Below are 19334 nucleotides of genomic sequence, written 5' to 3'. Positions count from 1 at the left end.
CTCCTCGCGAACTGGCGTAAAGTGCGCAGTCATGAATATGGCTGCGCAAGCACTGCTCCATCCTTTTGACACCGGTCGTTTGCCGTGGCCGACCAGCGGCCGCGTCTGCCTGTTGAATGCCGACGAGCTGCAAGGGTGGAATGGCACGCGCTTCGACTGCGTGCAAACCTTCAAGCCGCTGGCGGATGCCGTGGGTCGTCGTTATGGCCACTGCGTGCCGGACGTGCCGGATGCACGCTGCGAATACGATTGGGTGTTGGTGTTGCCGCCGCGTGCGCGCGCGTGGTCGCGTGCGTTGTTGGCGCATGCCGCGCAATTGGCCAAGCCTGACGGCTGCATCGTGATCAGTGCCGGCAACGATGAAGGTGGAAAATCGCACGCCGCCGATTTGAAGCAACTGCTCGGTGAGGTGGTCGAGGCCGCGAAACACAAATGCCGCATCGCCTGGGGATCGCCCGTACGGTTTGATACGCAACTGGCCGATCAATGGATCGCAGCGGCCGGCCCCAAGCGTCGCGCCGACGGTGTGTGGACACAGGCCGGCGTGTTTTCTGCAGATGGTGTTGATCCGGCCACGGCGATGTTGCTTGCCGAATTGCCGGCAGGGCTGAAAGGCCGGGTAGCGGATTTCGGCGCCGGTGCCGGCGTGATTGCACAACACATCGCGCGCCATTGTGCAGGCGTGGAAGCGCTGGTCTTGTACGAAGCGGAAGCACGCGCCCTGGCGATGGCGCGCAGAAATCTGGCTGACGCCCCGATACCTTGCGAATTTCATTGGGCCGATGTCACACGGGAAGTCGAAGGGCGATTCGATGTGGTGGTGAGCAATCCGCCGTTTCATGCCACCGGCAAGGCCGGTCTGCCGGCGTTGGGTCAAGCCTTCATCGAAGTGGCCGCTGCGCATTTGGCGCCGGCGGGTGAACTGTGGCTGGTCGCGAACGCGCATTTGCCTTATGAGGCGGCGCTGACGCGGAGTTTCCGCGAGGTGGAAACGGTGCGCGCCGCGCGCAATTACAAAGTCATCAAAGCGACAGGGCCGCGCCGATGAAACTGCTCCGCTATTTGGCTAACTTGGGTTACGGCAGCCGCCGCGAGGTCTTGGCGATGTTTGCAGACGGACGTGTGACCGACGTGGACGGCGAACTTTTGTATGGCGACGACGTGCGCGCGCATCACACGGTGCGTCTCGATGGCGCGCCGCTCGATCCGGCACCGGGTGTGTTTCTGATGATGAACAAGCCGGTTGGGGTCACGTGCTCGGCCAAGGACCAAGGCAAGCTCGTGTACACCTTGCTGCCGCCGCGCTTCAAATTGCGCTCACCGATCGTTTCCACCGTCGGCCGGTTGGATCGTGACAGCAGCGGTCTGTTGCTGCTGACCGACGACGGCACTCTGTTGCACAAAATCATTTCGCCTAAGTCGAAGTTGCCCAAGGTGTATCGGGTGACGCTCGCGCGCGATCTGCGCGGCGATGAAGGCGAGGTCTTTTCCAGCGGCCGCTTGATGCTCGACTCGGAGGAGACGCCGTTGTTGCCGGCGGAGTTCGAACGCCTCGGCGATCGCGAAGCGCGCGTCACCTTGCACGAAGGGCGTTACCACCAAGTGCGACGGATGTTCGCGGCTGTGGACAATCATGTCGTCACTTTGCACCGCGAACGGATCGGCGGCTTGGCATTGAATGGCTTGCCCGAAGGCGAATGGCGTCTGCTCGACGATAACGACCGGCAGCAACTGTTCGGCTGATTCGCCCGCGCTTCAGCCCGGATCTTTCAACGAGGCCATCAAGGCATCAAAACCGGCATTGCCGAGCTCGGTCATGGTCGCGATATTGCGATCGATGATGGCATCCGGCTGCGGATAGGCGTCGACGGCGCGTGTCACGCTGTCCTCGCGCAACAGATGCAGGATCGGGAACGGTGCGCGATTGGTGTTGTTGGATGCATCGTCGAGGGCGGCATCCGCGAATTGATAGTCCGGGTGGAAGCTCGCCACTTGGATGTCGCCGCTGAGCCCGAGGCTGTCCAACAGCGCATCGGCCTCGCCGAGAAAATCGTTGTAGTCGTAGAAGTCGGTCAGCACTTCCGGATGCACGATCAGCGTCGTGTCCACGTCGCTCGCCGGGGTATCGCGCAAATGCAGCAACTCTTCACCCAGGGTATGCAGCAAGGCGTCTTCGGTACTGGCATCGCTCACCACGATGCGCGCTTGATTCTTCACCATCACCGCTTTGGCGAACGGACACAAATTCATGCCGACCACCACTCGCTCGATCCAGCGACGGGTGAGGACTTCAACAGTGGCGGCGTCCATGCTCACGCGCGTCAGTCGCGGAAGTTGTCGAACTGCAGCGGGAGCTCGAAGGTTTTTGCGCGTAGCAAGGCCATGGTGTCTTGCAGATCGTCACGCTTCTTGCCGGTGACGCGTAGCTTGTCGCCGTTGATCTGCGAATCGACTTTCAGTTTGGCGGTTTTGATTTCCGCTTGGATTTTCTTGGCCAGTTCGCGCTCGATGCCTTGCTTGACGGTGATCTTCTGCCGCGCGCCAGCCACGTTGGTTTCGATGTCGCCGGTTTCCAGGCAGCGCGGGTCGATCTTGCGCGCGATCAGGCGCGCATTGAGGATGTCGGTCATTTGCTGCAGCTGGAAGTCGCTGGGCGCGCGCAGGCTGATGACGGCATCTTCCAAGGTGAATTCGGCATCCACGCCTTTGAAATCAAAACGCGTCGAGAGCTCGCGGTTGGCTTGGTCCACGGCGTTGGTCAATTCGTGGGTGTTGACTTCGGAAACGATGTCGAAGGAGGGCATGATCGGGCACCTGCGGTCGGAAACAAGGCCTACAGCTTAACAACGCAGCGCTCGGATGCATGTCAACCGGCGTGTCAGCCGCCCGCTTTCAATTCGTGCAAACGGCGCGTGTCGAGCGGGGATGCGCGTCGCGCCAAGCGCGTTTCCAACAGGCCGATGGCCGCTTCGGTTTGGCCGGACATCGCCAAGGCATGCACGATCGTGTCTTCCACCACATCGCATTGCGCTTTGCTGGCGCCGACATCTTCGATGTGCGACAGCGCGGTTTCCAGATGCGGCGACACCGACTTCCAGTCACCTGCCACCGCCGCGATCAAGCCGCGACACAGCGGGGCGATGGTCGACGTGAACAGCGCGTCTTCATGCGATTCCGCATAGCTGAGCAACTGACGCAGGCGCTGCGCATCCGAGGCCGTCGCCAAGGCCAAGGCCACGTGCATTGCCGCAAACGCCGAAGGCGGTGCTTCGAACCAGGTGGAAGGCGCCGCCTCGATCACTTCGCGCACGCAGGGTTCGTTTTCCCACGCACCGGTCATGCGACCACGCCAGAGCAGGGCGCCCGCATCCATCAAGATGCGGCAGCCGGAAACCTTCGGCGGCGCAAGATCGCGCATGTAACGTCGATGGAAGGCCTCGGTATCGCCGAGCATCAATTCATGAAGCGCGGCATGCCAGGAAAAGTGCGAGCGGTGATTCGTGGTGGCCGCTTGGGTGGCGATCCATTGCTCCAGCCATGCAAGGCCTTCGGCATGTTCGCCGCGCTCGTAATGGATATGTGCCTTGGCATGCGCTGCGTGGCCGAACGACGGATCGCAAGACAGCGCGTAGTCCACCAATACGGCGGCTTCATCGAGACGGCCTTGTTCTTGGCGGATGAAACCGAGTTGCGAGGCATACCAGGGATCATCGCCGTAGGCTTTGCCCAAGGATTCGATGAAGCTCGCGGTGTGGCTGCCGGCGGTCAGGCCGCCGAAAGCAACGCTCGGCACGGCGACACCCACGGCGAAGGCATCACGCGGAAAATTGGCGATGTGTTGCAGCAATGCCTCGGCACCGGTTTGCGCGTCGCGCTGCAAGCGCGCTTCAACCGCGGTCAAGAAACTGCGTGTGCGCGCGTCGAGCAGTTGGCTATCCGCGGCGACCAACGCGGCGGCGAGCGCGGTTTTGCCTTCGCCTTCCAGACACCATTCATTGCCCAGCAGCGCCAACGCGGCATGGGCTTGCACAAACTGCGGGTCAATTGCGATCGCACGTTCGAGCGCTGCTTCGACACCGTCTTGAATGCGCAACAGACGCGAGAGCGCGCGGTTGTATTCGGCTGCGGCTTCCGCGGACGTCGGCAAGACGTTGCCATAGGCATCGCGTTGCATGGGCACGTCGCCGTTGCGAAGGCGATGGTTCAACAGGGTGGCGAGTGCTTGCGCTTGCGCGCGGATTTCCGGCATCGCGGTGGATTCCCAGAGGTCGCCGCGGCGCAGGGCACCGAGGGCAAACAGGCCCCCCGCAGCGCCGTTCGCATCCAAGACCGCGCCGTCTTCCCGAGTGGCAATACCCAAATCAGCAGGTCCCGACTTGGCAAGCCCGCCCGCCGCCAGCGCCGACAACAGCGGATCCGAATGCAATGTCGCGACAGCGCCCGTGCAATTCACGATGGCCGACACAGTGAGACGAGTGCCGTCGGTGAGCGTGACCGTGAGGCCGTCTGCCGACGGAGCGATCGATCCGATTTCGCCGCGATGCTGCAACAGGCGACCGCTGCTGATGAGGGTGTCCAAACGTTCCGCTGTGATCGGCGGCATGCGATGACGATGCACATCCCAATTGCGGGCGTCTTCGCGCAGAAAACGTTGCTTGTCGCTTTCTGATAACTGTTGCCAAAGCCGTGCGGTGATCGGGCGCAATCCATCGAGCGCCGGTCGCCAATCGCCGGTGGCGGCGCGAACGCGCTCAAAATGCCAAGCCAGACGACCCCGTAGTGCGTCCAGATCCTGCAAGCGAGTGATGCCGGCGGGAGGTTGCACCGGTGGCGAAGGCGGGCTCGCATGGACATGCGGCAGCATCCCGGTGCGAGACAGGACGTGGATCTTGCGACCGGGGCGATCCGCGCTCAAGGCCAGATCGATCATGGTAAGGCCGGCGCCCACCATCAGCAGGTCACCGTCGGCGGGCAGGGCCTGCGTCCAGGGGTCGGCGATGAAATGCGCGTCGCGTTGCAGCGCGTCGGATGCCCAAGTCGGATCCTGTTTCAGTCCTGACGCCAAGACCACATGGCGTGCGCGGGTTTCACGACCGCTCTGATCGGTGAGAACGTAGTGCGCGTCTTCTTTGCGGATATCCACGACGCGTGCCCGTTGGATATCCAAGCCAACGCCTTGTGCTTGCGCGACGGCATCGTCGAGTACCGCTTTCAAATAACGGCCATAGTGGGCGCGCGGCACGAAATCCGAGGCTTGGATGCCGGCGTCGACGTTCCGATGCAGCCACGCCACGAAATGACCGGGCGCATGGGGAAAGGCCGACATGCCCGCCGCGGGCACATTTAACAAATGCAGGGGGTCGGGTGTGCTGTATGCCACACCGGAAGCCAGCGCGTCCGTGTCATCAAACAGGACGATGCGGGTGCCCTCAGGCAGCAGCGAGAGCAGATGGGTCGCAACCAGGCAGCCGGACGCACCGCCACCGACGATGGCCACCGGCATCGGCATTTGGGTGTTCGGGTCCATGTCTGCAAGGACGTTCAAATTCATTGGGGCGAAGACTCCTCGCGCTATTCGACACAGCCTAACAGCGAAGACAATTAGCCTTTCGTGATGCCGACCCCGTCGTCGGGCGGAGCCGATCCCTATCGATGTCTGTTTCGCCAAAATGCGCTTTTCGGATTTGTATCCGGATACAAAACAGATTTTTTCGATTTTTTGCAACGGCGTCATTCAATCCGTGCTGAAATGCTGCTTTCACCGTACATACGCTGGAGCAATTCAATGACCGGAATGATGGAAGCAAAGGTTCCCGACATCGGCGGGCACTCGGATGTGCCGGTCATCGAGGTCTTGGTCAAGGTCGGCGACAGCGTCAAGAAAGACCAGGGCTTGATCACCCTCGAATCCGACAAGGCGACGATGGAAGTCCCGGCGCCGTTTGACGGCGTGATCAAAGAATTAAAGGTGAAGTTGGGCGACAACCTGTCGGAAGGCAGTGTGGTGGCATTGATCGAACCCGCCGCCGCAGCAGAGGCGCCGGCAGCCGCGCCCGCACCGGCCGCCGCTGAAAAAACGGTGGCCTCTGAAACGGGTGCGAAAGTCGAACCGGTGGCGGTGGCCAAGCCGGCCGACAACGTCGCGCCGCAAACCAGTGCCGCGGCCCCGCTCAAAGCCGATGTCGAGCAAGCGAAAGCGCCGATGGGTGCAGGTTTGCCGCCGGTGCGCTTCGACGCCGATGCGGTGATGCCGGGCAAAGTGCCGTATGCCAGCCCCGCAGTGCGCCTGTTCGCGCGCGAATTGGGCGTCGACTTGGGTCAAGTCCAAGGCACAGCGAACAAAGGCCGCATCAGCCGCGAGGATGTCAAACAATTCGTCAAATCCTCGCTGGCCGGCGGCGGCACTGCCATGCCGGCTGCGTCGGGCGGTTCGGGATTGAACTTGCTGCCGTGGCCGAAGGTGGATTTCGCAAAGTTCGGCGAGATCGAAAGCAAGCCGCTGTCGCGCATCCAAAAAATCTCCGGTGCCAACCTCGCGCGCAACTGGGCGATGATTCCGCACGTCACCCAATTCGATCGGGCCGACATCACGTCGTTGGAAGAACTGCGTGTCTCTCTGAATAATGAAAATGCCAAGGCGATTGCCGCGGGCAAGGCCGGCAAACTCACCTTGTTGGCGTTCCTGATCAAAGCCTGCGTGGACGCCTTGCGCCGCTTCCCCAACTTCAATGCCTCGCTCGATGGCGATCAATTGGTGTTGAAGAAGTATTTCCATATCGGGTTCGCCGCGGATACGCCGAATGGCTTGGTGGTGCCGGTGTTGCGCGATGCCGACAAGAAGGGCGTGATGGACATCGCGCGCGAAATGGGTGAACTCGCCGCCTTGGCGCGCGAAGGAAAGTTGAAGCCGGAACAAATGCAGGGCGGGTGTTTCACCATCAGCTCGCTGGGCGGCATCGGCGGTACGTCGTTCACGCCGATCATCAATGCACCGGAAGTCGCGATTCTCGGCGTCTCCAAATCGGAACTGATGCCGGTGTGGGACGGCAAGGCATTTGCGCCGCGCATGATGTTGCCGTTGTCGTTGTCCTACGACCATCGCGTGATTGACGGTGCGGCGGCGGCACGCTTCACCGCGCACTTGGCGGATGTGTTGGCCGACATGCGTAGGGCCTTGCTCTAATCCGGCCGGGCCAAGCCCATGCACAAGCCTGACGACATCGGTCAAAAGCTGAACCAAACCGGCCAAAAGGTCGGTGAGGCGGTCAGCGGTGTCGGCGATCGCGCATGGGCGGATCTGCAACCGATCTTCGATTACAAGTTGGTGCACACCAGCGCCTTCGATCTCACCTTGGGTGGCATCGTCGGCACGGTGTTGGCGTTCGTTGTCGCATGGATTGTGTCCAAATGGCTGCAGCGGGTCATCAACCGCTACGGCGAACGGCAAAGCACCAGTGAGCGTGCGGCGCTGTATACGATTTCGCGCGTCGCCCATTACTTGTTGTTAGCCGCGGCGTTTGGCATCGCGCTGGCGGCACTCGGTATTCCGCTGGGCAAGTTCGGCGTATTCGCCGGTGCGCTCGGTGTCGGCCTCGGCTTCGGTCTGCAGACCATTTTCAGCAACTTCATTTCCGGCTTGATCCTGCTGTTCGATCGATCGCTGAAAGTAGGCGACTTCGTCGAGCTCGACCAAGACGTGCGCGGCACCGTGCGTGCGGTGAACATCCGTTCCACACGCATCACCACCAACGACAACATCGATTTGCTGGTGCCGAACTCCGAGTTCATCAACGGACGCGTGGTGAATTGGACGCACCGTTCGGTGAATCGCCGCATTCGTGTGCCGTTTCACGCGGCCTACGGTGTCGATAAGGAAATCGTCAAAAAAGCGGCGCTGGAAGCGGCCGCCGAAGTGCCGTTCACGCTTACGGTCGAAGGCACGCAAGCACCGCAAGTGTGGCTGGTCGAGTTCGGCGAGTCGATGGTCCAATACATGTTGGTAGTGTGGTTGAACGAAGATGCCGCGCGCCGCAATGTGGCGATTCGCGCCGCGTATCTGTGGGCGCTGGATACCGCGTTGAAAAAATACGGCGTTGAAATTCCACTGCCGCAACGTGATCTGCATGTCCGCAGTTTGTTCGGGTTGACCGGGAAAGACGCGTTCAAAGCCCTGCAGGGCGAACGCGACGTCGGCGAAGACCCCGACCAGCACGTTTTGAGTGCGGCAGAGCGCACGCGTCTATCGCGCAACGATGCGCAGGAAGACGCGCAAGTCGCGATTGAAAAAGAAGATGAATCCAGCGGGACAGGCAGCACCGCCGCCGCCCCCAACCCTTCCGAGGAGAAGCCCCATGGCTGAAGTCAAAGTCGTCGTTCCGGATATCGGTAGTCATGACGGCGTGCCGGTGATCGAAATCCTGGTCAAAGCGGGCGACAGCATCGCCAAAGATCAGGGTTTGATTACGCTTGAATCCGACAAGGCCACGATGGAAGTGCCTTCGACGGTGGCGGGGGTCGTGAAGTCCGTCGCGGTGACACTCGGCCAAAATTTGAGCACCGGTGATTTGGTTGCGGTGATTGACGCGGCTGCCGAGGCAAGTGCGGATGCGCCGGCTGCGGCGCCGACGCCTGCAGTCGCCGCACCTGCATCTGCACAAGCATCTGCGCCGGTGGTGCCCGTGCCGGCATCCGCACCAGTCGCCGCGGCGCCGACTCCGACTGCAAAGCCCGCTGGCAAATACAACTATGACTGCGACGTCGTCGTGATCGGTTCCGGTCCCGGTGGCTATACCGCGGCATTCCGCGCGGCGGATTTGGGGCTCGATGTGGTGTTGGTCGAGCGCAACGCCACGTTGGGCGGTGTCTGTCTCAACGTCGGTTGCATTCCGTCGAAAGCCTTGTTGCATGCCGCCGAAGTCATCGACCACGCAGCGCATGCCAAAGACATGGGCATCACATTCGATGCACCGAAAATCGAACTGGCCGGATTGCGTGCCTATAAAGAGAAGGTGGTCGGTTCGTTCACCAACGGCCTTGCCGGCATGGCGAAGCAACGCAAAGTCAAAGTGATGCACGGCAGTGCGCAGTTCAGCGGCGCCAATGCGCTGGCGATCAACGATGCGAATGGCAACGGGCAAACATTGAGCTTCAACCATTGCATCATCGCGGCCGGTTCGGAAGCGGTGCATTTGCCGGGCTTTCCTTGGGACGATCCGCGTGTGATGGATTCCACCGGTGCGCTCGAGCTCGCCGATGTGCCGAAGAAGTTGCTCGTAGTCGGTGGCGGCATCATCGGATTGGAAATGGCCACGGTCTATCAAGCGCTCGGCAGCGAAGTGACGGTGGTCGAACTCGCGCCGCAATTGATTCCGGGTGCAGACGCCGATTTGGTCCGCCCCCTCGCGCAGCGTTTGAAAGCGCAGAAAGTCGCGGTGCATTTGAAAACCAAAGTTGTCGAAGCGAAGGCAGAGAAGAAAGGTATCCGCTGCACTTTCGAAGGCGACGCGGTGCCTGCCGACACGCTGTTCGATCGCGTGCTGGTCGCGGTCGGTCGCAGTGCCAACGGCAACAAGCTCGCCTGTGAGAAAGCCGGCGTGACAGTCAATGAGCGCGGCTTCATCGCCGTCGACAATCAAATGCGCACCAGCGCGAGTCACATCTTCGCCATCGGTGATTTGGTTGGCCAGCCGATGCTGGCGCACAAAGCGACCCACGAAGGCAAGTTGGCGGCGGAAGTGATCGCGGGCGAAAAGAAATCCTGGGTGGCACGGGTCATCCCGTCGGTCGCGTACACCAATCCCGAGATCGCTTGGGTGGGCGTCACCGAGAACGAAGCCAAGGAAAAGGGCCTCAAGATCGGCGTCGGCAAGTTCCCATGGGCAGCGTCCGGCCGTGCGCTCAGCATCGGTCGCACCGATGGCTTCACCAAGTTGATCTTCGACGAAGACAGCCATCGGGTGATCGGCTGCGGCATTGTCGGCCCACACGCGGGCGAACTCATCAGCGAAGCGGCCCTCGCCATCGAAATGGGCTGCGAAGCCGCCGATCTCGGCCACACCATCCACCCGCACCCGACGCTCGGGGAAACCGTCTGCATGGCGGCCGAGGTGTATGAGGGGACGATTACGGACCTTTATATGCCTAAGCGGAAGTAAGGGGTCTGGGTGGGACTAAGGGCGCCTCTTTATTAAGAGCGCCTCATCCGCCCCTTCGGGGCACCTTCTCCATCGAAGATGGAGAAGGGAAAGCTGTCCTTCTCCACGCAGTGGAGAAGGTGGCGCGAAGCGCCGGATGAGGCGCTCCTAAAAAACACCCCCACCACCCCTAAACTCCTGAATTGCGCCGCCATCGGCACTTTTCTTGCCACAAAAAATTTACAACTGCTATACTTTTGCGGCTTCAACGGGGCGCCTTCGGGGGTTCCGCACCCGCCCATTCAGGATTTACCCGTCCATGTTCAATCCGGTCTCCACGAGCCGAGTTAGGGCAACACGGGCACTCACATGGCAAGGATGCGCCACGTTGGCCGTCGCCTTGCTCTGGTGGGTACTCCCGGGGGGTGGTGTGAAAAGTGCGGTAGCGGCGCTCGCCGGCGGGGGACTGATGGTCTTCGGTGGCTTGATCGCGATGCTGCTGGCATTGGGTGGGGGCATCGTGTCCGGCGCACATGGGGCGTTGGGTCGGGTCGTCATCGCAACATTGTTGAAATGGGCTGTGGTTGCCCTCGGTTTGCTGGTGGTATTCGGCATGCTGAAGTGGCCGCCGCTGCCCGTGTTGTCCGCCGTCATCCTGACGGTATTCGCATACATCGTCGCAAACGCAATTCCTGACAAGGTGTCCAAGTGATCGAACCCGGCAGCTCCGGCGGTGGCCTCACCGAATATATCCAGCACCACTTGACCCACAACACGGGCAAGTTGTTCAGCATGGACTTCAACTGGGACAGCTGGGGTGTCGCCCTGGGTCTCGGTCTGTTGTTCGTCCTGTGGTTCGCCCTGTTCGCCCGCAAGGCCACTTCGGGTGTGCCGACCAAGGGTCAAGCATTCGTCGAACTGATCGTCGAGTTTGTCGACGGGCAAGTCAAAGACGTGTTTCATGGCGACCGCAAAACCGTGACGCCGCTGGCGCTCACGATTTTCATGTGGGTCGCTCTCATGAACGCGATGGATCTCGTGCCGCTCGACTTCGTCGGCTGGCTGATCCAATCGGTCGCGGGCCACGAAGTCGCGCACCACACTTATTTCCGTGCAGTCCCTACGGCTGACCTCAACACCACCTTGGGTGTTTCTTCCGGCGTGTTCCTGATCCTGATCGGTCATGCGCTGTCGGCCAAAGGCATCGGCGGATTCACCAAGGAATTCTTTACCGCACCGTTCCACGCACACGGCGTGATGGCCATCGTGCTGGCACCGGTGAACTTCGTCATGAACGTCATCGAATGGCTGGTCAAGCCGATTTCGTTGGCCATGCGACTGTTCGGCAACATGTATGGCGGCGAGCTCGTGTTCATGCTCATCGCGGGTCTGTTCGCGTCGTGGGTGACCTTCTTGCCGGGCATCATTGCCAACACGGCGTGGGGCATCTTCCACATCCTGATCATCCTGTTGCAAGCCTTCATCTTCATGATCCTCACGGTCGTCTACATCTCGGGCGTTCGCGAGTCGCACTAAGTTTTCAGTTTCAAAACCGTTCCATCCCTTTTCGTTTTTCAACTACACGCTGGAGTTACACAATGGAATTCATCGCACACGTGCAAGGCCTCACCGCCATCGCCATCGGCATCATCATCGGCCTCGGCGCACTCGGCGCATGTTTGGGTATCGCCCTCATGGGTTCGAAGTTCCTCGAATCCGCTGCCCGTCAACCGGAACTGATCCCGGCTCTGCAAGGCAAGATGTTCCTGCTCGCCGGCCTGATCGACGCAGCATTCATCATCGGTCTCGCTATCGCCATGTACTTCGGCGTGGCCAACCCGTTGCTGTCGGCCGTTCAAGCTGCCAAGTGATGTAACCCGCAAGGCTGCGCATAGTGCGCGGCCTTGCATTGCTTCGCCAGTGGTTGGCGAAGTGCGGATTTTGCCAAAGGACAAGTCATGAATCTCAATTTGACGTTCTTGGGTCAGATGATCTCTTTTGCGATCCTCGTGATCTTTACGTTGAAATTCATTTGGCCGCCGATCAATGCGGCGATTGAAGAACGCCAACGCAAGATCGCCGAGGGCCTGGCGGCTGCCGATAACAGCCAAAAGACCCTTGCCGAGGCTGAAGAAAAAGCGAACGAAGAACTCAAGATCGCACGCAGCAAGGCCAACGAGATCATCGAGTCGGCGCATCAACGCGCCAACCAGATCATCGAATCGGCCAAGAACGAAGCGATCGAAGAGGGCGCGCGCCAAAAAGCGATCATCGATGCCGACATTGCCGCCAGTGCCAACAAGGCACGCGAAGATCTGCGCAAGCAAGTCTCGCAACTGGCTGTGAACGGTGCCGAGAAGTTGATCCGCCGCGAAATCAATCCGGAAACGCACAAGGCGTTGCTGGATGAATTGGCAGCGCAACTCTAAGGTCGACGCATACCCATGAGCCAAACCCTCACCCTTGCACGCCCCTACGCACGCGCCGCGTACGACTTGGCCCGTCAAGGCAACAGCACAGCCGATTGGTCGAATGCGCTGGCGTTGTCCGCCCGCATCGCCGCCGATCCGAACGTGGCGCAGTTGCTTGGCAATCCCTTGTTGTCGCGCCAAGAAGCCGCCGGCCTCGTGGCACCCGAAGGAGTCAGCGAAACCATCCGCAGCTTCTTCGCCACGCTTGCCGACAACGGTCGTTTGAACGTCTTGCCGGAAATCGCAGGCCTGTTCGAGCAGTACCGCGCCGACGCCGAACACATTGTTCGCGCCAAGGTCACCTCGGCATCGCCGATGTCCGCGGATGAACTTGCGAACATCAAGGCTGCATTGAAGCGCCGCTTCAACCAGGATGTCGAAATCGACACTGCCATCGACGAATCGTTGATCGGTGGCGCCGTGATCGACGCCGGTGACGTGGTGATCGACGGTTCGCTCAAGGGCAAGTTGGCCCGCCTGCAAAACGCACTCGCCCAATAAACACATAGTGAAATCCGCGCGCCCTGCGGCGCACGAAAAGGAAAACTTCAAATGGCAACCACATCGCTCAACCCGTCGGAAATCAGCGAGCTGATCAAAAACCGCATCGAGCAAGTCAAGCTCGGCTCCGAGGCGCGCAACGAAGGCACCGTCACCAGCGTGTCGGACGGCATCGTGCGTATCCACGGCCTGGCTGACGCCATGCAAGGTGAAATGGTCGAATTGCCGAACAACACCTTCGCCCTCGCACTGAATCTGGAACGTGATTCGGTCGGCGCCGTGGTGCTCGGTGACTACGAACATTTGCGCGAAGGCGATGTGGCCAAGACCACCGGCCGCATTCTCGAAGTGCCGACCGGCCCGTCCATGCTGGGTCGCGTCGTCAACGCCCTCGGCGAACCGATCGACGGTAAAGGTCCGATCAATGCCGAAGCCTCGGCACCGGTCGAAGCCATTGCACCAGGCGTGATCTGGCGTAAGTCGGTCAGCCAGCCGCTGCAAACCGGTTACAAGTCCATCGACAGCATGATCCCGATCGGCCGCGGCCAGCGCGAACTGATCATCGGTGACCGTCAAACCGGCAAGACCGCGGTGGCGATCGACACCATCATCAATCAGAAGAACTCGGGCGTTAAGTGCGTTTACGTCGCGATCGGTCAAAAGAACTCGACCATCGCCAACATCGTGCGCAAGCTCGAAGAAAACGGCGCCTTGGCCTACACCACCGTCGTGGCCGCTTCGGCTTCGGAATCGGCTGCCATGAACTTCATCGCCGCCTACTCCGGCTGCGCGATGGGTGAATACTTCCGTGACCGCGGCGAAGACGCGCTGATCATCTACGACGACTTGTCCAAGCAAGCCGTGGCCTACCGCCAAATCTCGTTGTTGCTGAAGCGTCCGCCGGGCCGTGAAGCCTACCCGGGTGACGTGTTCTACTTGCACAGCCGCTTGCTGGAACGTGCAGCGCGCGTGTCGGAAGAGTATGTCGAGAAGTTCACCAACGGTGCCGTCAAGGGCAAGACCGGTTCGCTGACCGCGTTGCCGATCATCGAAACCCAAGCCGGTGACGTCTCGGCCTTCGTGCCGACCAACGTGATCTCGATCACCGACGGCCAGATCTTCTTGGAAACCGATTTGTTCAACGCCGGTATCCGTCCTGCCGTGAACGCCGGTATCTCGGTGTCGCGCGTGGGTGGTTCGGCACAAACCAAGATCATGAAGAAGCTCTCGGGCGGTATCCGTATCGCACTGGCGCAGTACCGTGAATTGGCGGCGTTCGCGCAGTTCGCTTCCGACCTCGACGACGCTACCCGCAAGCAGCTCGAACGCGGCCAACGCGTCACCGAACTGATGAAGCAGCGCCAATACGCGCCGATGTCGGTCGCCCAACAAGCACTCTCGATCTACGCAGCCGACAAGGGCTACATGGACGACGTGCCGGTGCAACAAGTCGGCAAGTTCGAAGACGCATTGCAAGCCCACTTCGCCAACAACCTCGGCGACGTGATCTCGAAGATCGATCAAACCGGCGACTGGAACGACGAACTCGAAAATGCCTTCAAGAAGGGCATTGAAGACTTCAAGAAGACCGGCACCTGGTAATCGGGAATTAGACGATGGCAAGCGGCCGCGAAATCAAGACCAAGATCAAGTCGGTGCAGAACACCCGCAAGGTGACGCGCGCACTCGAAATGGTCTCGGCATCCAAGATCCGGAAGGCGCAAGACCGCATGAAGGCGTCGCGTCCGTACGCGCGCGCCATGAAGCAGTTGATCAGCCACCTCGCGCAGGCGAATCCGGAATTCCAACATCCGTATCTGCTGGAACGCAAAGACGTCAAACGCGTCGGTTACATCGTGGTCTCTTCGGACCGCGGTCTCGCCGGTGGTTTGAACAACAACATGTTCCGCAAGTTGCTGGTGGACATCCGCAAGTGGCACGAACAAGGTGTTGAAGTCGACATCGTCACCATCGGCCAGAAAGCGACGGTGTTCTTCCGCCGCATCAAGGTCAACATGGTGGCTTCGGTCACGCATTTGGGCGACACACCGCATGTCGAACAGCTGATCGGCGTCATCAAGACGATGCTCGACAGCTACGATGCGAACAACGTCCAACGCGTGTTCCTCTGCTACAACGACTTCGTCAACACGATGTTGCAACGCGCGACCTTCGACCAACTGTTGCCGCTGCCGCCGGCAGAACAGCAGTTGGCCAAGCACGCCTGGGATTACATCTACGAACCCGATGCACAGACCGTGCTCGAGCACGTGATGACCCGCTACATCGAATCGCTGGTTTACCAAGCTGTGATGGAAAACGTCGCATCCGAACACGCCGCCCGCATGGTGGCGATGAAGTCCGCATCCGACAACGCCAACAAGCTCATCGGTACCCTCAACCTCGTTTACAACAAAGCCCGTCAGGCCGCGATTACCCAGGAAATCTCGGAAATCGTCGGCGGCGCCGCTGCTGTCTGAGGCCACCGGTAAACCTCCATGCAACAAGACATTTTTGAATCAGGAAAGCCCATGAACACCGCCAACACGCAAGGCAAGATCGTCCAGATCATCGGCGCCGTCGTCGACGTCGAATTCCCGCGCGAGAGCGTGCCGAAGGTTTACGACGCGCTGAAGGTGCAAGGCACCGACATCACGTTGGAAGTGCAGCAACAGCTGGGTGACGGCGTGGTGCGTACCATCGCACTGGGTTCCACCGACGGCCTCAAGCGTGGCCTCGTTGCCGACAACACCCACCGCGCGATCTCCGTGCCGGTCGGTGAAGCGACTCTCGGCCGCATCATGGACGTGCTCGGCAACCCGATCGACGAAGTCGGTCCGATCAACGCGGCAGACACTTGGGAAATCCACCGTCCGGCACCGTCGTACGAAGATCAAGCCAGCACCAACGACCTGTTGGAAACCGGCATCAAAGTGATCGACTTGATGTGCCCCTTCGCCAAGGGCGGCAAGGTCGGCCTGTTCGGCGGCGCCGGCGTGGGCAAGACCGTGAACATGCTCGAACTCATCAACAACATCGCCACCCAGCACTCGGGTCTGTCGGTGTTCGCCGGTGTGGGTGAGCGTACCCGTGAAGGCAACGACTTCTATCACGAAATGCAAGAAGCCGGCGTTGTCAAAATCGACAACCTGCCGGAGTCGAAAGTGGCGATGGTCTACGGTCAGATGAACGAGCCGCCGGGTAACCGTCTGCGCGTGGCATTGACCGGTCTGACCATGGCGGAATACTTCCGCGATCAAAAGGACGAAACCGGCAAGGGCCGTGACGTCTTGTTCTTCGTCGACAACATCTACCGCTACACCTTGGCCGGTACGGAAGTGTCGGCACTGCTGGGTCGTATGCCGTCGGCCGTGGGTTACCAGCCGACCCTCGCCGAAGAAATGGGCGTGCTGCAAGAACGCATCACCTCGACCAAGACCGGTTCGATCACCTCGATCCAAGCCGTCTACGTGCCCGCCGACGACTTGACCGACCCGTCGCCCGCAACCACCTTCGCCCACTTGGATTCGACCGTGACCCTGTCGCGTCAAATCGCATCGCTCGGTATCTACCCTGCAGTGGATCCGCTCGATTCGACCTCGCGCCAAATGGACCCGAACGTCATCGGCACCGAACATTACGACACCGCACGTCGCGTCCAAGGCACCTTGCAGAAGTACAAGGAACTGAAGGACATCATCGCGATTCTCGGTATGGACGAACTGTCGGAAGAAGACAAGTTGGCCGTGTCGCGCGCACGTAAGATCGAACGCTTCTTCTCGCAGCCGTTCCACGTGGCAGAAGTGTTCACCGGTTCGCCGGGCAAATACGTGTCGCTGAAGGACACCATCCGCGGCTTCAAGATGATCGTCGACGGCGAATGCGACCACTTGCCGGAACAAGCGTTCTACATGGTCGGTGGCATCGACGAAGCGATCGAAAAGGCCAAGAGCCTGTCGGCCGCCTGAGACCGGAGAGACTGATCCATGGCAAGCACGATTCGTTGCGACATCGTCAGCGCGGAAGCCGAAATCTACAGCGGTGAGGCCACGCTTGTGGTCGCCACCGGTGAAATCGGCGAGCTCGGTATCGCACCGAAGCACGCCCCGCTGATCACCCGTTTGAAGCCGGGCAAAGTGGTCGTGACCACCCCCGACGGCGAACAACTCGATTTCGCCATCTCCGGCGGCATCTTGGAAGTGCAACCGGAAATGGTGACGGTCTTGGCCGACACCGCGGTGCGCGCACAAGATATCGACGAAGCTGCCGTGCGCAAGGCCAAGGAAGAAGCCGAACGCGTTTTGGCCGGTCGCGGTGAAGCGATGGACGTCGCCGAAGCGCAGCAGCGCTTGGCGGAAGTCTCGGCGCAGTTGGCTGCGTTGGAGCGGCTTCGTAAGAACTTGAAGCACTAAGAGCGCCTCACCCGGCGCGTTCGCGCCACCCTCTCCACTGCGTGGAGAGGGGAAGTACTGATTCCCTTCTCCACGCAGTGGAGAAGGTGCCCCCAAAGGGGGCGGATGAGGCGCCTTTCAAAGGCGCCTTTTTTCCTGATAAACCCAGTGCCGCGAAAGCAAAAACCCCAAAGTCCCCGTCAACGCATCAATCAAAGGCTTCACTGCCCAAGTCGTGCGCAATCCCGTATGCGCATGCACCCAAGCCACCAGGCTGGTATTCAACACCGTCAGTCCGATGAACATCAGCACGAATCGCAACAAAGCGATTCGACTGAGTGCGCGCCCGTCGCCCTTGAACGTAAAGCGGCCATTGAGCCAAAAACCGAGACTCGCGCCCAAGACGCGGCCGATGATGTTGGCCCAGGCCACCGGTAGCAGCCAAGCGCTCAGCGCCACCATGACGCTGTATTCGAGCAGCCACTGCACGAGTCCCACCGAGGTGTATCCGCCAACGTGGCGTTTTAAACTCATGCGTGGCGTCCGGTCTGTCGGGTCATGTCTGCATTGTGACCGACCCGGCGCGCAAGCATGTCGCCAATAAGCGATTCAGGGACGAACGTAGCCGCCGATCACGCCCGTCGGCGAGAGCACCCACTGCCAAAGCTGCAAGTTGCGTGCGCGAAATGCGCCGGCGCAGCTCAGCAAGTAATAGCGCCACATGCGTTCGAAATGCGGCGGGTAGGCATGGGCGAATGTCGGCCACGCCTTGCTGAAATTCTCCTCCCAGGCCATCAGCGTAGGGTCGTAGTAGGCGCCGAAGTTTTCGAGGTCTTCCACCACGAAACGATCTATCGTCGCATCGGCGATATGCCCCATCGCCGGCAACATGCCGTTCGGAAAGATGTATTTGTCGATCCACGGGTCCAAATGCTCCACGCGCGCGAGGCTTCCGATGGTGTGCAACAGCATCAAACCATCGGGTCGCAAACACCGGCGCGCCGCACTGAAAAACGCGTCGTAGTTGCGATGCCCCACATGCTCGAACATCCCAACGCTGGCGATCCGATCGTATTGCCCTTGGTGCCCGCGGTAATCTTCCAGCGCGAAGCGCACATCGAGACCGGCACACAGTTGCTCACCCAAACGCGCTTGTTGTTCGGAGACGGTCAGCCCGACGCAGGAGACGCCATGATGCCGCGCGGCGTGACGCATCAAACTGCCCCAACCGCAACCGATATCGAGAAAACGCATGCCCGGTTGCAAGCCGAGTTTGAGGCAGATGCGTTCCAACTTCGCCGTTTGTGCCTGATCCAAATCTTGCGCATCGCGCCAGTACCCGCAGCTATAGGCCATGCTCGGTCCCAGCATCTCGACAAACAGCGCATTGCCGAGGTCGTAATGCGTGCGACCGATGTCCCATGCCCGGTGTTCGGATTGCGGATTGCGCAGATGCGCCAGCAACTTCGCGGCGACGGCGCGTGCGGTCGGGATCTGCCTTTCCAAGCCGGCACGTATCACCCGGTCGAAAAACTGGTCGAGGCGCGGGCAATCCCAATCGCCGGCCACGTAACTTTCACCGAGACCCAAACTGCCGTCGCGCATCACCGCATCGAACACCACGTCGTTGTGCACCTGCATGTCACACGCTGCGCTGCCGTTGATCTCGATGTCGGCATGGGCGAGCCAGTTCGTCACTGTCTCGCGGGCGAGGGATCCCTTCATGGCGCAGATCCGATCGGGACTTCGAGTCTAGCGAGCCGGGTGTGGCGATGCTGACAAGGCGCGTCGCGGCCTGCACACGGGCACCGCTAGAATGTCGGGATTCGTGCCCGATT

The 19334-nt window shown here is 60.5% G+C and carries 19 protein-coding genes; 14 read left to right on the top strand and 5 right to left on the bottom strand.

Translation table 11 applies throughout. The features are described from left to right. Positions 1–31 precede the first annotated feature (31 nt). Both H8L67_RS10165 and H8L67_RS10160 read left to right on the top strand, forming a co-directional pair. Positions 32–1048: a class I SAM-dependent methyltransferase gene (locus H8L67_RS10165; protein ID WP_220379737.1), complete on the top strand. Its 1017-nt coding sequence runs from the start codon at positions 32–34 to the stop codon at positions 1046–1048. Continuing rightward, positions 1045–1743 carry a pseudouridine synthase gene (locus tag H8L67_RS10160; protein WP_220379736.1) on the top strand — a complete coding sequence of 233 codons (699 nt, stop codon included), beginning with the start codon at positions 1045–1047 and terminating at the stop codon, positions 1741–1743. Before H8L67_RS10165 ends, H8L67_RS10160 begins: the two co-directional genes overlap by 4 nt. 12 nt (positions 1744–1755) lie before the next feature. Here the strand turns inward: H8L67_RS10160 and H8L67_RS10155 are convergent, their stop codons facing one another. The 3 genes from H8L67_RS10155 to H8L67_RS10145 all read right to left on the bottom strand — a co-directional run bounded on the left by H8L67_RS10155 (position 1756) and on the right by H8L67_RS10145 (position 5551). Beyond that, a complete protein-coding gene (locus H8L67_RS10155; RefSeq protein ID WP_220379735.1) occupies positions 1756–2310 on the bottom strand; it encodes a DUF1415 domain-containing protein in 555 nt (184 codons plus the stop codon). Positions 2311–2321: 11 nt separating this feature from the next. Then, on the bottom strand, positions 2322–2804 hold the full coding sequence (locus H8L67_RS10150; protein WP_220379734.1) for a YajQ family cyclic di-GMP-binding protein: 483 nt from the start codon (positions 2802–2804) through the stop codon (positions 2322–2324). A 74-nt stretch (positions 2805–2878) separates the two neighbouring features. Next, positions 2879–5551, bottom strand: coding sequence for an FAD/NAD(P)-binding protein (locus tag H8L67_RS10145; protein WP_220379733.1), 2673 nt, complete (start codon positions 5549–5551; stop codon positions 2879–2881). A 234-nt stretch (positions 5552–5785) separates the two neighbouring features. On the opposite strand from H8L67_RS10145, the gene H8L67_RS10140 reads away from it, so the two are divergent. The 12 genes from H8L67_RS10140 to H8L67_RS10085 all read left to right on the top strand — a co-directional run bounded on the left by H8L67_RS10140 (position 5786) and on the right by H8L67_RS10085 (position 17517). Then, positions 5786–7183 carry a dihydrolipoyllysine-residue acetyltransferase gene (locus H8L67_RS10140; protein ID WP_220379732.1) on the top strand — a complete coding sequence of 466 codons (1398 nt, stop codon included), beginning with the start codon at positions 5786–5788 and terminating at the stop codon, positions 7181–7183. 18 nt (positions 7184–7201) lie between these two features. After that, positions 7202–8359, top strand: a complete 1158-nt coding sequence (locus H8L67_RS10135) for a mechanosensitive ion channel family protein (protein WP_220379731.1) — start codon at positions 7202–7204, stop codon at positions 8357–8359. Next, complete coding sequence (gene lpdA, locus H8L67_RS10130) at positions 8352–10154, top strand: dihydrolipoyl dehydrogenase (RefSeq protein WP_220379730.1); 1803 nt, start codon at positions 8352–8354, stop codon at positions 10152–10154. The genes H8L67_RS10135 and lpdA overlap by 8 nt, the downstream gene beginning before the upstream one ends. Positions 10155–10563: 409 nt before the next feature. Continuing rightward, positions 10564–10845 carry a hypothetical protein gene (locus H8L67_RS10125; RefSeq protein ID WP_220379729.1) on the top strand — a complete coding sequence of 94 codons (282 nt, stop codon included), beginning with the start codon at positions 10564–10566 and terminating at the stop codon, positions 10843–10845. Beyond that, positions 10842–11669, top strand: coding sequence for a F0F1 ATP synthase subunit A (atpB, locus tag H8L67_RS10120; protein ID WP_434063403.1), 828 nt, complete (start codon positions 10842–10844; stop codon positions 11667–11669). Before H8L67_RS10125 ends, atpB begins: the two co-directional genes overlap by 4 nt. Positions 11670–11731: 62 nt before the next feature. Beyond that, positions 11732–12004, top strand: a complete 273-nt coding sequence (gene atpE / locus H8L67_RS10115; protein WP_220379728.1) for a F0F1 ATP synthase subunit C — start codon at positions 11732–11734, stop codon at positions 12002–12004. Positions 12005–12091: 87 nt separating this feature from the next. Continuing rightward, entirely contained in the window at positions 12092–12562 is a 471-nt protein-coding gene (locus tag H8L67_RS10110) for a F0F1 ATP synthase subunit B (protein WP_220379727.1), read from the top strand. 15 nt (positions 12563–12577) lie between these two features. Further along, complete coding sequence (locus H8L67_RS10105) at positions 12578–13105, top strand: F0F1 ATP synthase subunit delta (RefSeq protein ID WP_220379726.1); 528 nt, start codon at positions 12578–12580, stop codon at positions 13103–13105. Positions 13106–13156: 51 nt separating this feature from the next. Further along, a complete protein-coding gene (gene atpA / locus H8L67_RS10100; protein ID WP_220379725.1) occupies positions 13157–14707 on the top strand; it encodes a F0F1 ATP synthase subunit alpha in 1551 nt (516 codons plus the stop codon). A gap of 14 nt (positions 14708–14721) precedes the next feature. Further along, positions 14722–15585, top strand: coding sequence for a F0F1 ATP synthase subunit gamma (atpG, locus tag H8L67_RS10095; RefSeq protein ID WP_220379724.1), 864 nt, complete (start codon positions 14722–14724; stop codon positions 15583–15585). 51 nt (positions 15586–15636) lie between these two features. After that, positions 15637–17073 carry a F0F1 ATP synthase subunit beta gene (gene atpD, locus H8L67_RS10090; RefSeq protein ID WP_220379723.1) on the top strand — a complete coding sequence of 479 codons (1437 nt, stop codon included), beginning with the start codon at positions 15637–15639 and terminating at the stop codon, positions 17071–17073. 18 nt (positions 17074–17091) lie between these two features. Beyond that, the gene (locus H8L67_RS10085) at positions 17092–17517 is read left to right on the top strand and encodes a F0F1 ATP synthase subunit epsilon (protein ID WP_220379722.1); all 426 of its coding nucleotides are present in this window, start codon (positions 17092–17094) and stop codon (positions 17515–17517) included. 117 nt (positions 17518–17634) lie between these two features. On the opposite strand, the gene H8L67_RS10080 is transcribed toward H8L67_RS10085, so the two are convergent. Both H8L67_RS10080 and cfa read right to left on the bottom strand, forming a co-directional pair. Continuing rightward, on the bottom strand, positions 17635–18030 hold the full coding sequence (locus tag H8L67_RS10080; RefSeq protein ID WP_220379721.1) for a GtrA family protein: 396 nt from the start codon (positions 18028–18030) through the stop codon (positions 17635–17637). A gap of 75 nt (positions 18031–18105) precedes the next feature. After that, a complete protein-coding gene (gene cfa, locus H8L67_RS10075) occupies positions 18106–19221 on the bottom strand; it encodes a cyclopropane fatty acyl phospholipid synthase (RefSeq protein ID WP_220379720.1) in 1116 nt (371 codons plus the stop codon). Between the last annotated feature and the right edge of the window lie 113 nt (positions 19222–19334).

Source organism: Lysobacter soyae (assembly GCF_019551435.1).
In the GTDB taxonomy this organism is placed as follows: Bacteria; Pseudomonadota; Gammaproteobacteria; order Xanthomonadales; family Xanthomonadaceae; genus Solilutibacter; species Solilutibacter soyae.
This window is presented reverse-complemented; position numbering and strand designations above follow the sequence as displayed.

Coding starts and splice junctions, on each gene's coding strand:
- H8L67_RS10080 (WP_220379721.1), bottom strand. CDS start 18,030: ATGAGTTTAAAACGCCACGTTGGCGGATACACCTCGGTGGGACTCGTG.
- H8L67_RS10145 (WP_220379733.1), bottom strand. CDS start 5,551: ATGAATTTGAACGTCCTTGCAGACATGGACCCGAACACCCAAATGCCG.
- H8L67_RS10105 (WP_220379726.1), top strand. CDS start 12,578: ATGAGCCAAACCCTCACCCTTGCACGCCCCTACGCACGCGCCGCGTAC.
- atpE (WP_220379728.1), top strand. CDS start 11,732: ATGGAATTCATCGCACACGTGCAAGGCCTCACCGCCATCGCCATCGGC.
- H8L67_RS10110 (WP_220379727.1), top strand. CDS start 12,092: ATGAATCTCAATTTGACGTTCTTGGGTCAGATGATCTCTTTTGCGATC.
- atpG (WP_220379724.1), top strand. CDS start 14,722: ATGGCAAGCGGCCGCGAAATCAAGACCAAGATCAAGTCGGTGCAGAAC.
- H8L67_RS10150 (WP_220379734.1), bottom strand. CDS start 2,804: ATGCCCTCCTTCGACATCGTTTCCGAAGTCAACACCCACGAATTGACC.
- lpdA (WP_220379730.1), top strand. CDS start 8,352: ATGGCTGAAGTCAAAGTCGTCGTTCCGGATATCGGTAGTCATGACGGC.
- H8L67_RS10085 (WP_220379722.1), top strand. CDS start 17,092: ATGGCAAGCACGATTCGTTGCGACATCGTCAGCGCGGAAGCCGAAATC.
- H8L67_RS10155 (WP_220379735.1), bottom strand. CDS start 2,310: ATGGACGCCGCCACTGTTGAAGTCCTCACCCGTCGCTGGATCGAGCGA.
- H8L67_RS10165 (WP_220379737.1), top strand. CDS start 32: ATGAATATGGCTGCGCAAGCACTGCTCCATCCTTTTGACACCGGTCGT.
- atpA (WP_220379725.1), top strand. CDS start 13,157: ATGGCAACCACATCGCTCAACCCGTCGGAAATCAGCGAGCTGATCAAA.
- H8L67_RS10140 (WP_220379732.1), top strand. CDS start 5,786: ATGACCGGAATGATGGAAGCAAAGGTTCCCGACATCGGCGGGCACTCG.
- H8L67_RS10135 (WP_220379731.1), top strand. CDS start 7,202: ATGCACAAGCCTGACGACATCGGTCAAAAGCTGAACCAAACCGGCCAA.
- atpD (WP_220379723.1), top strand. CDS start 15,637: ATGAACACCGCCAACACGCAAGGCAAGATCGTCCAGATCATCGGCGCC.
- cfa (WP_220379720.1), bottom strand. CDS start 19,221: ATGAAGGGATCCCTCGCCCGCGAGACAGTGACGAACTGGCTCGCCCAT.
- H8L67_RS10160 (WP_220379736.1), top strand. CDS start 1,045: ATGAAACTGCTCCGCTATTTGGCTAACTTGGGTTACGGCAGCCGCCGC.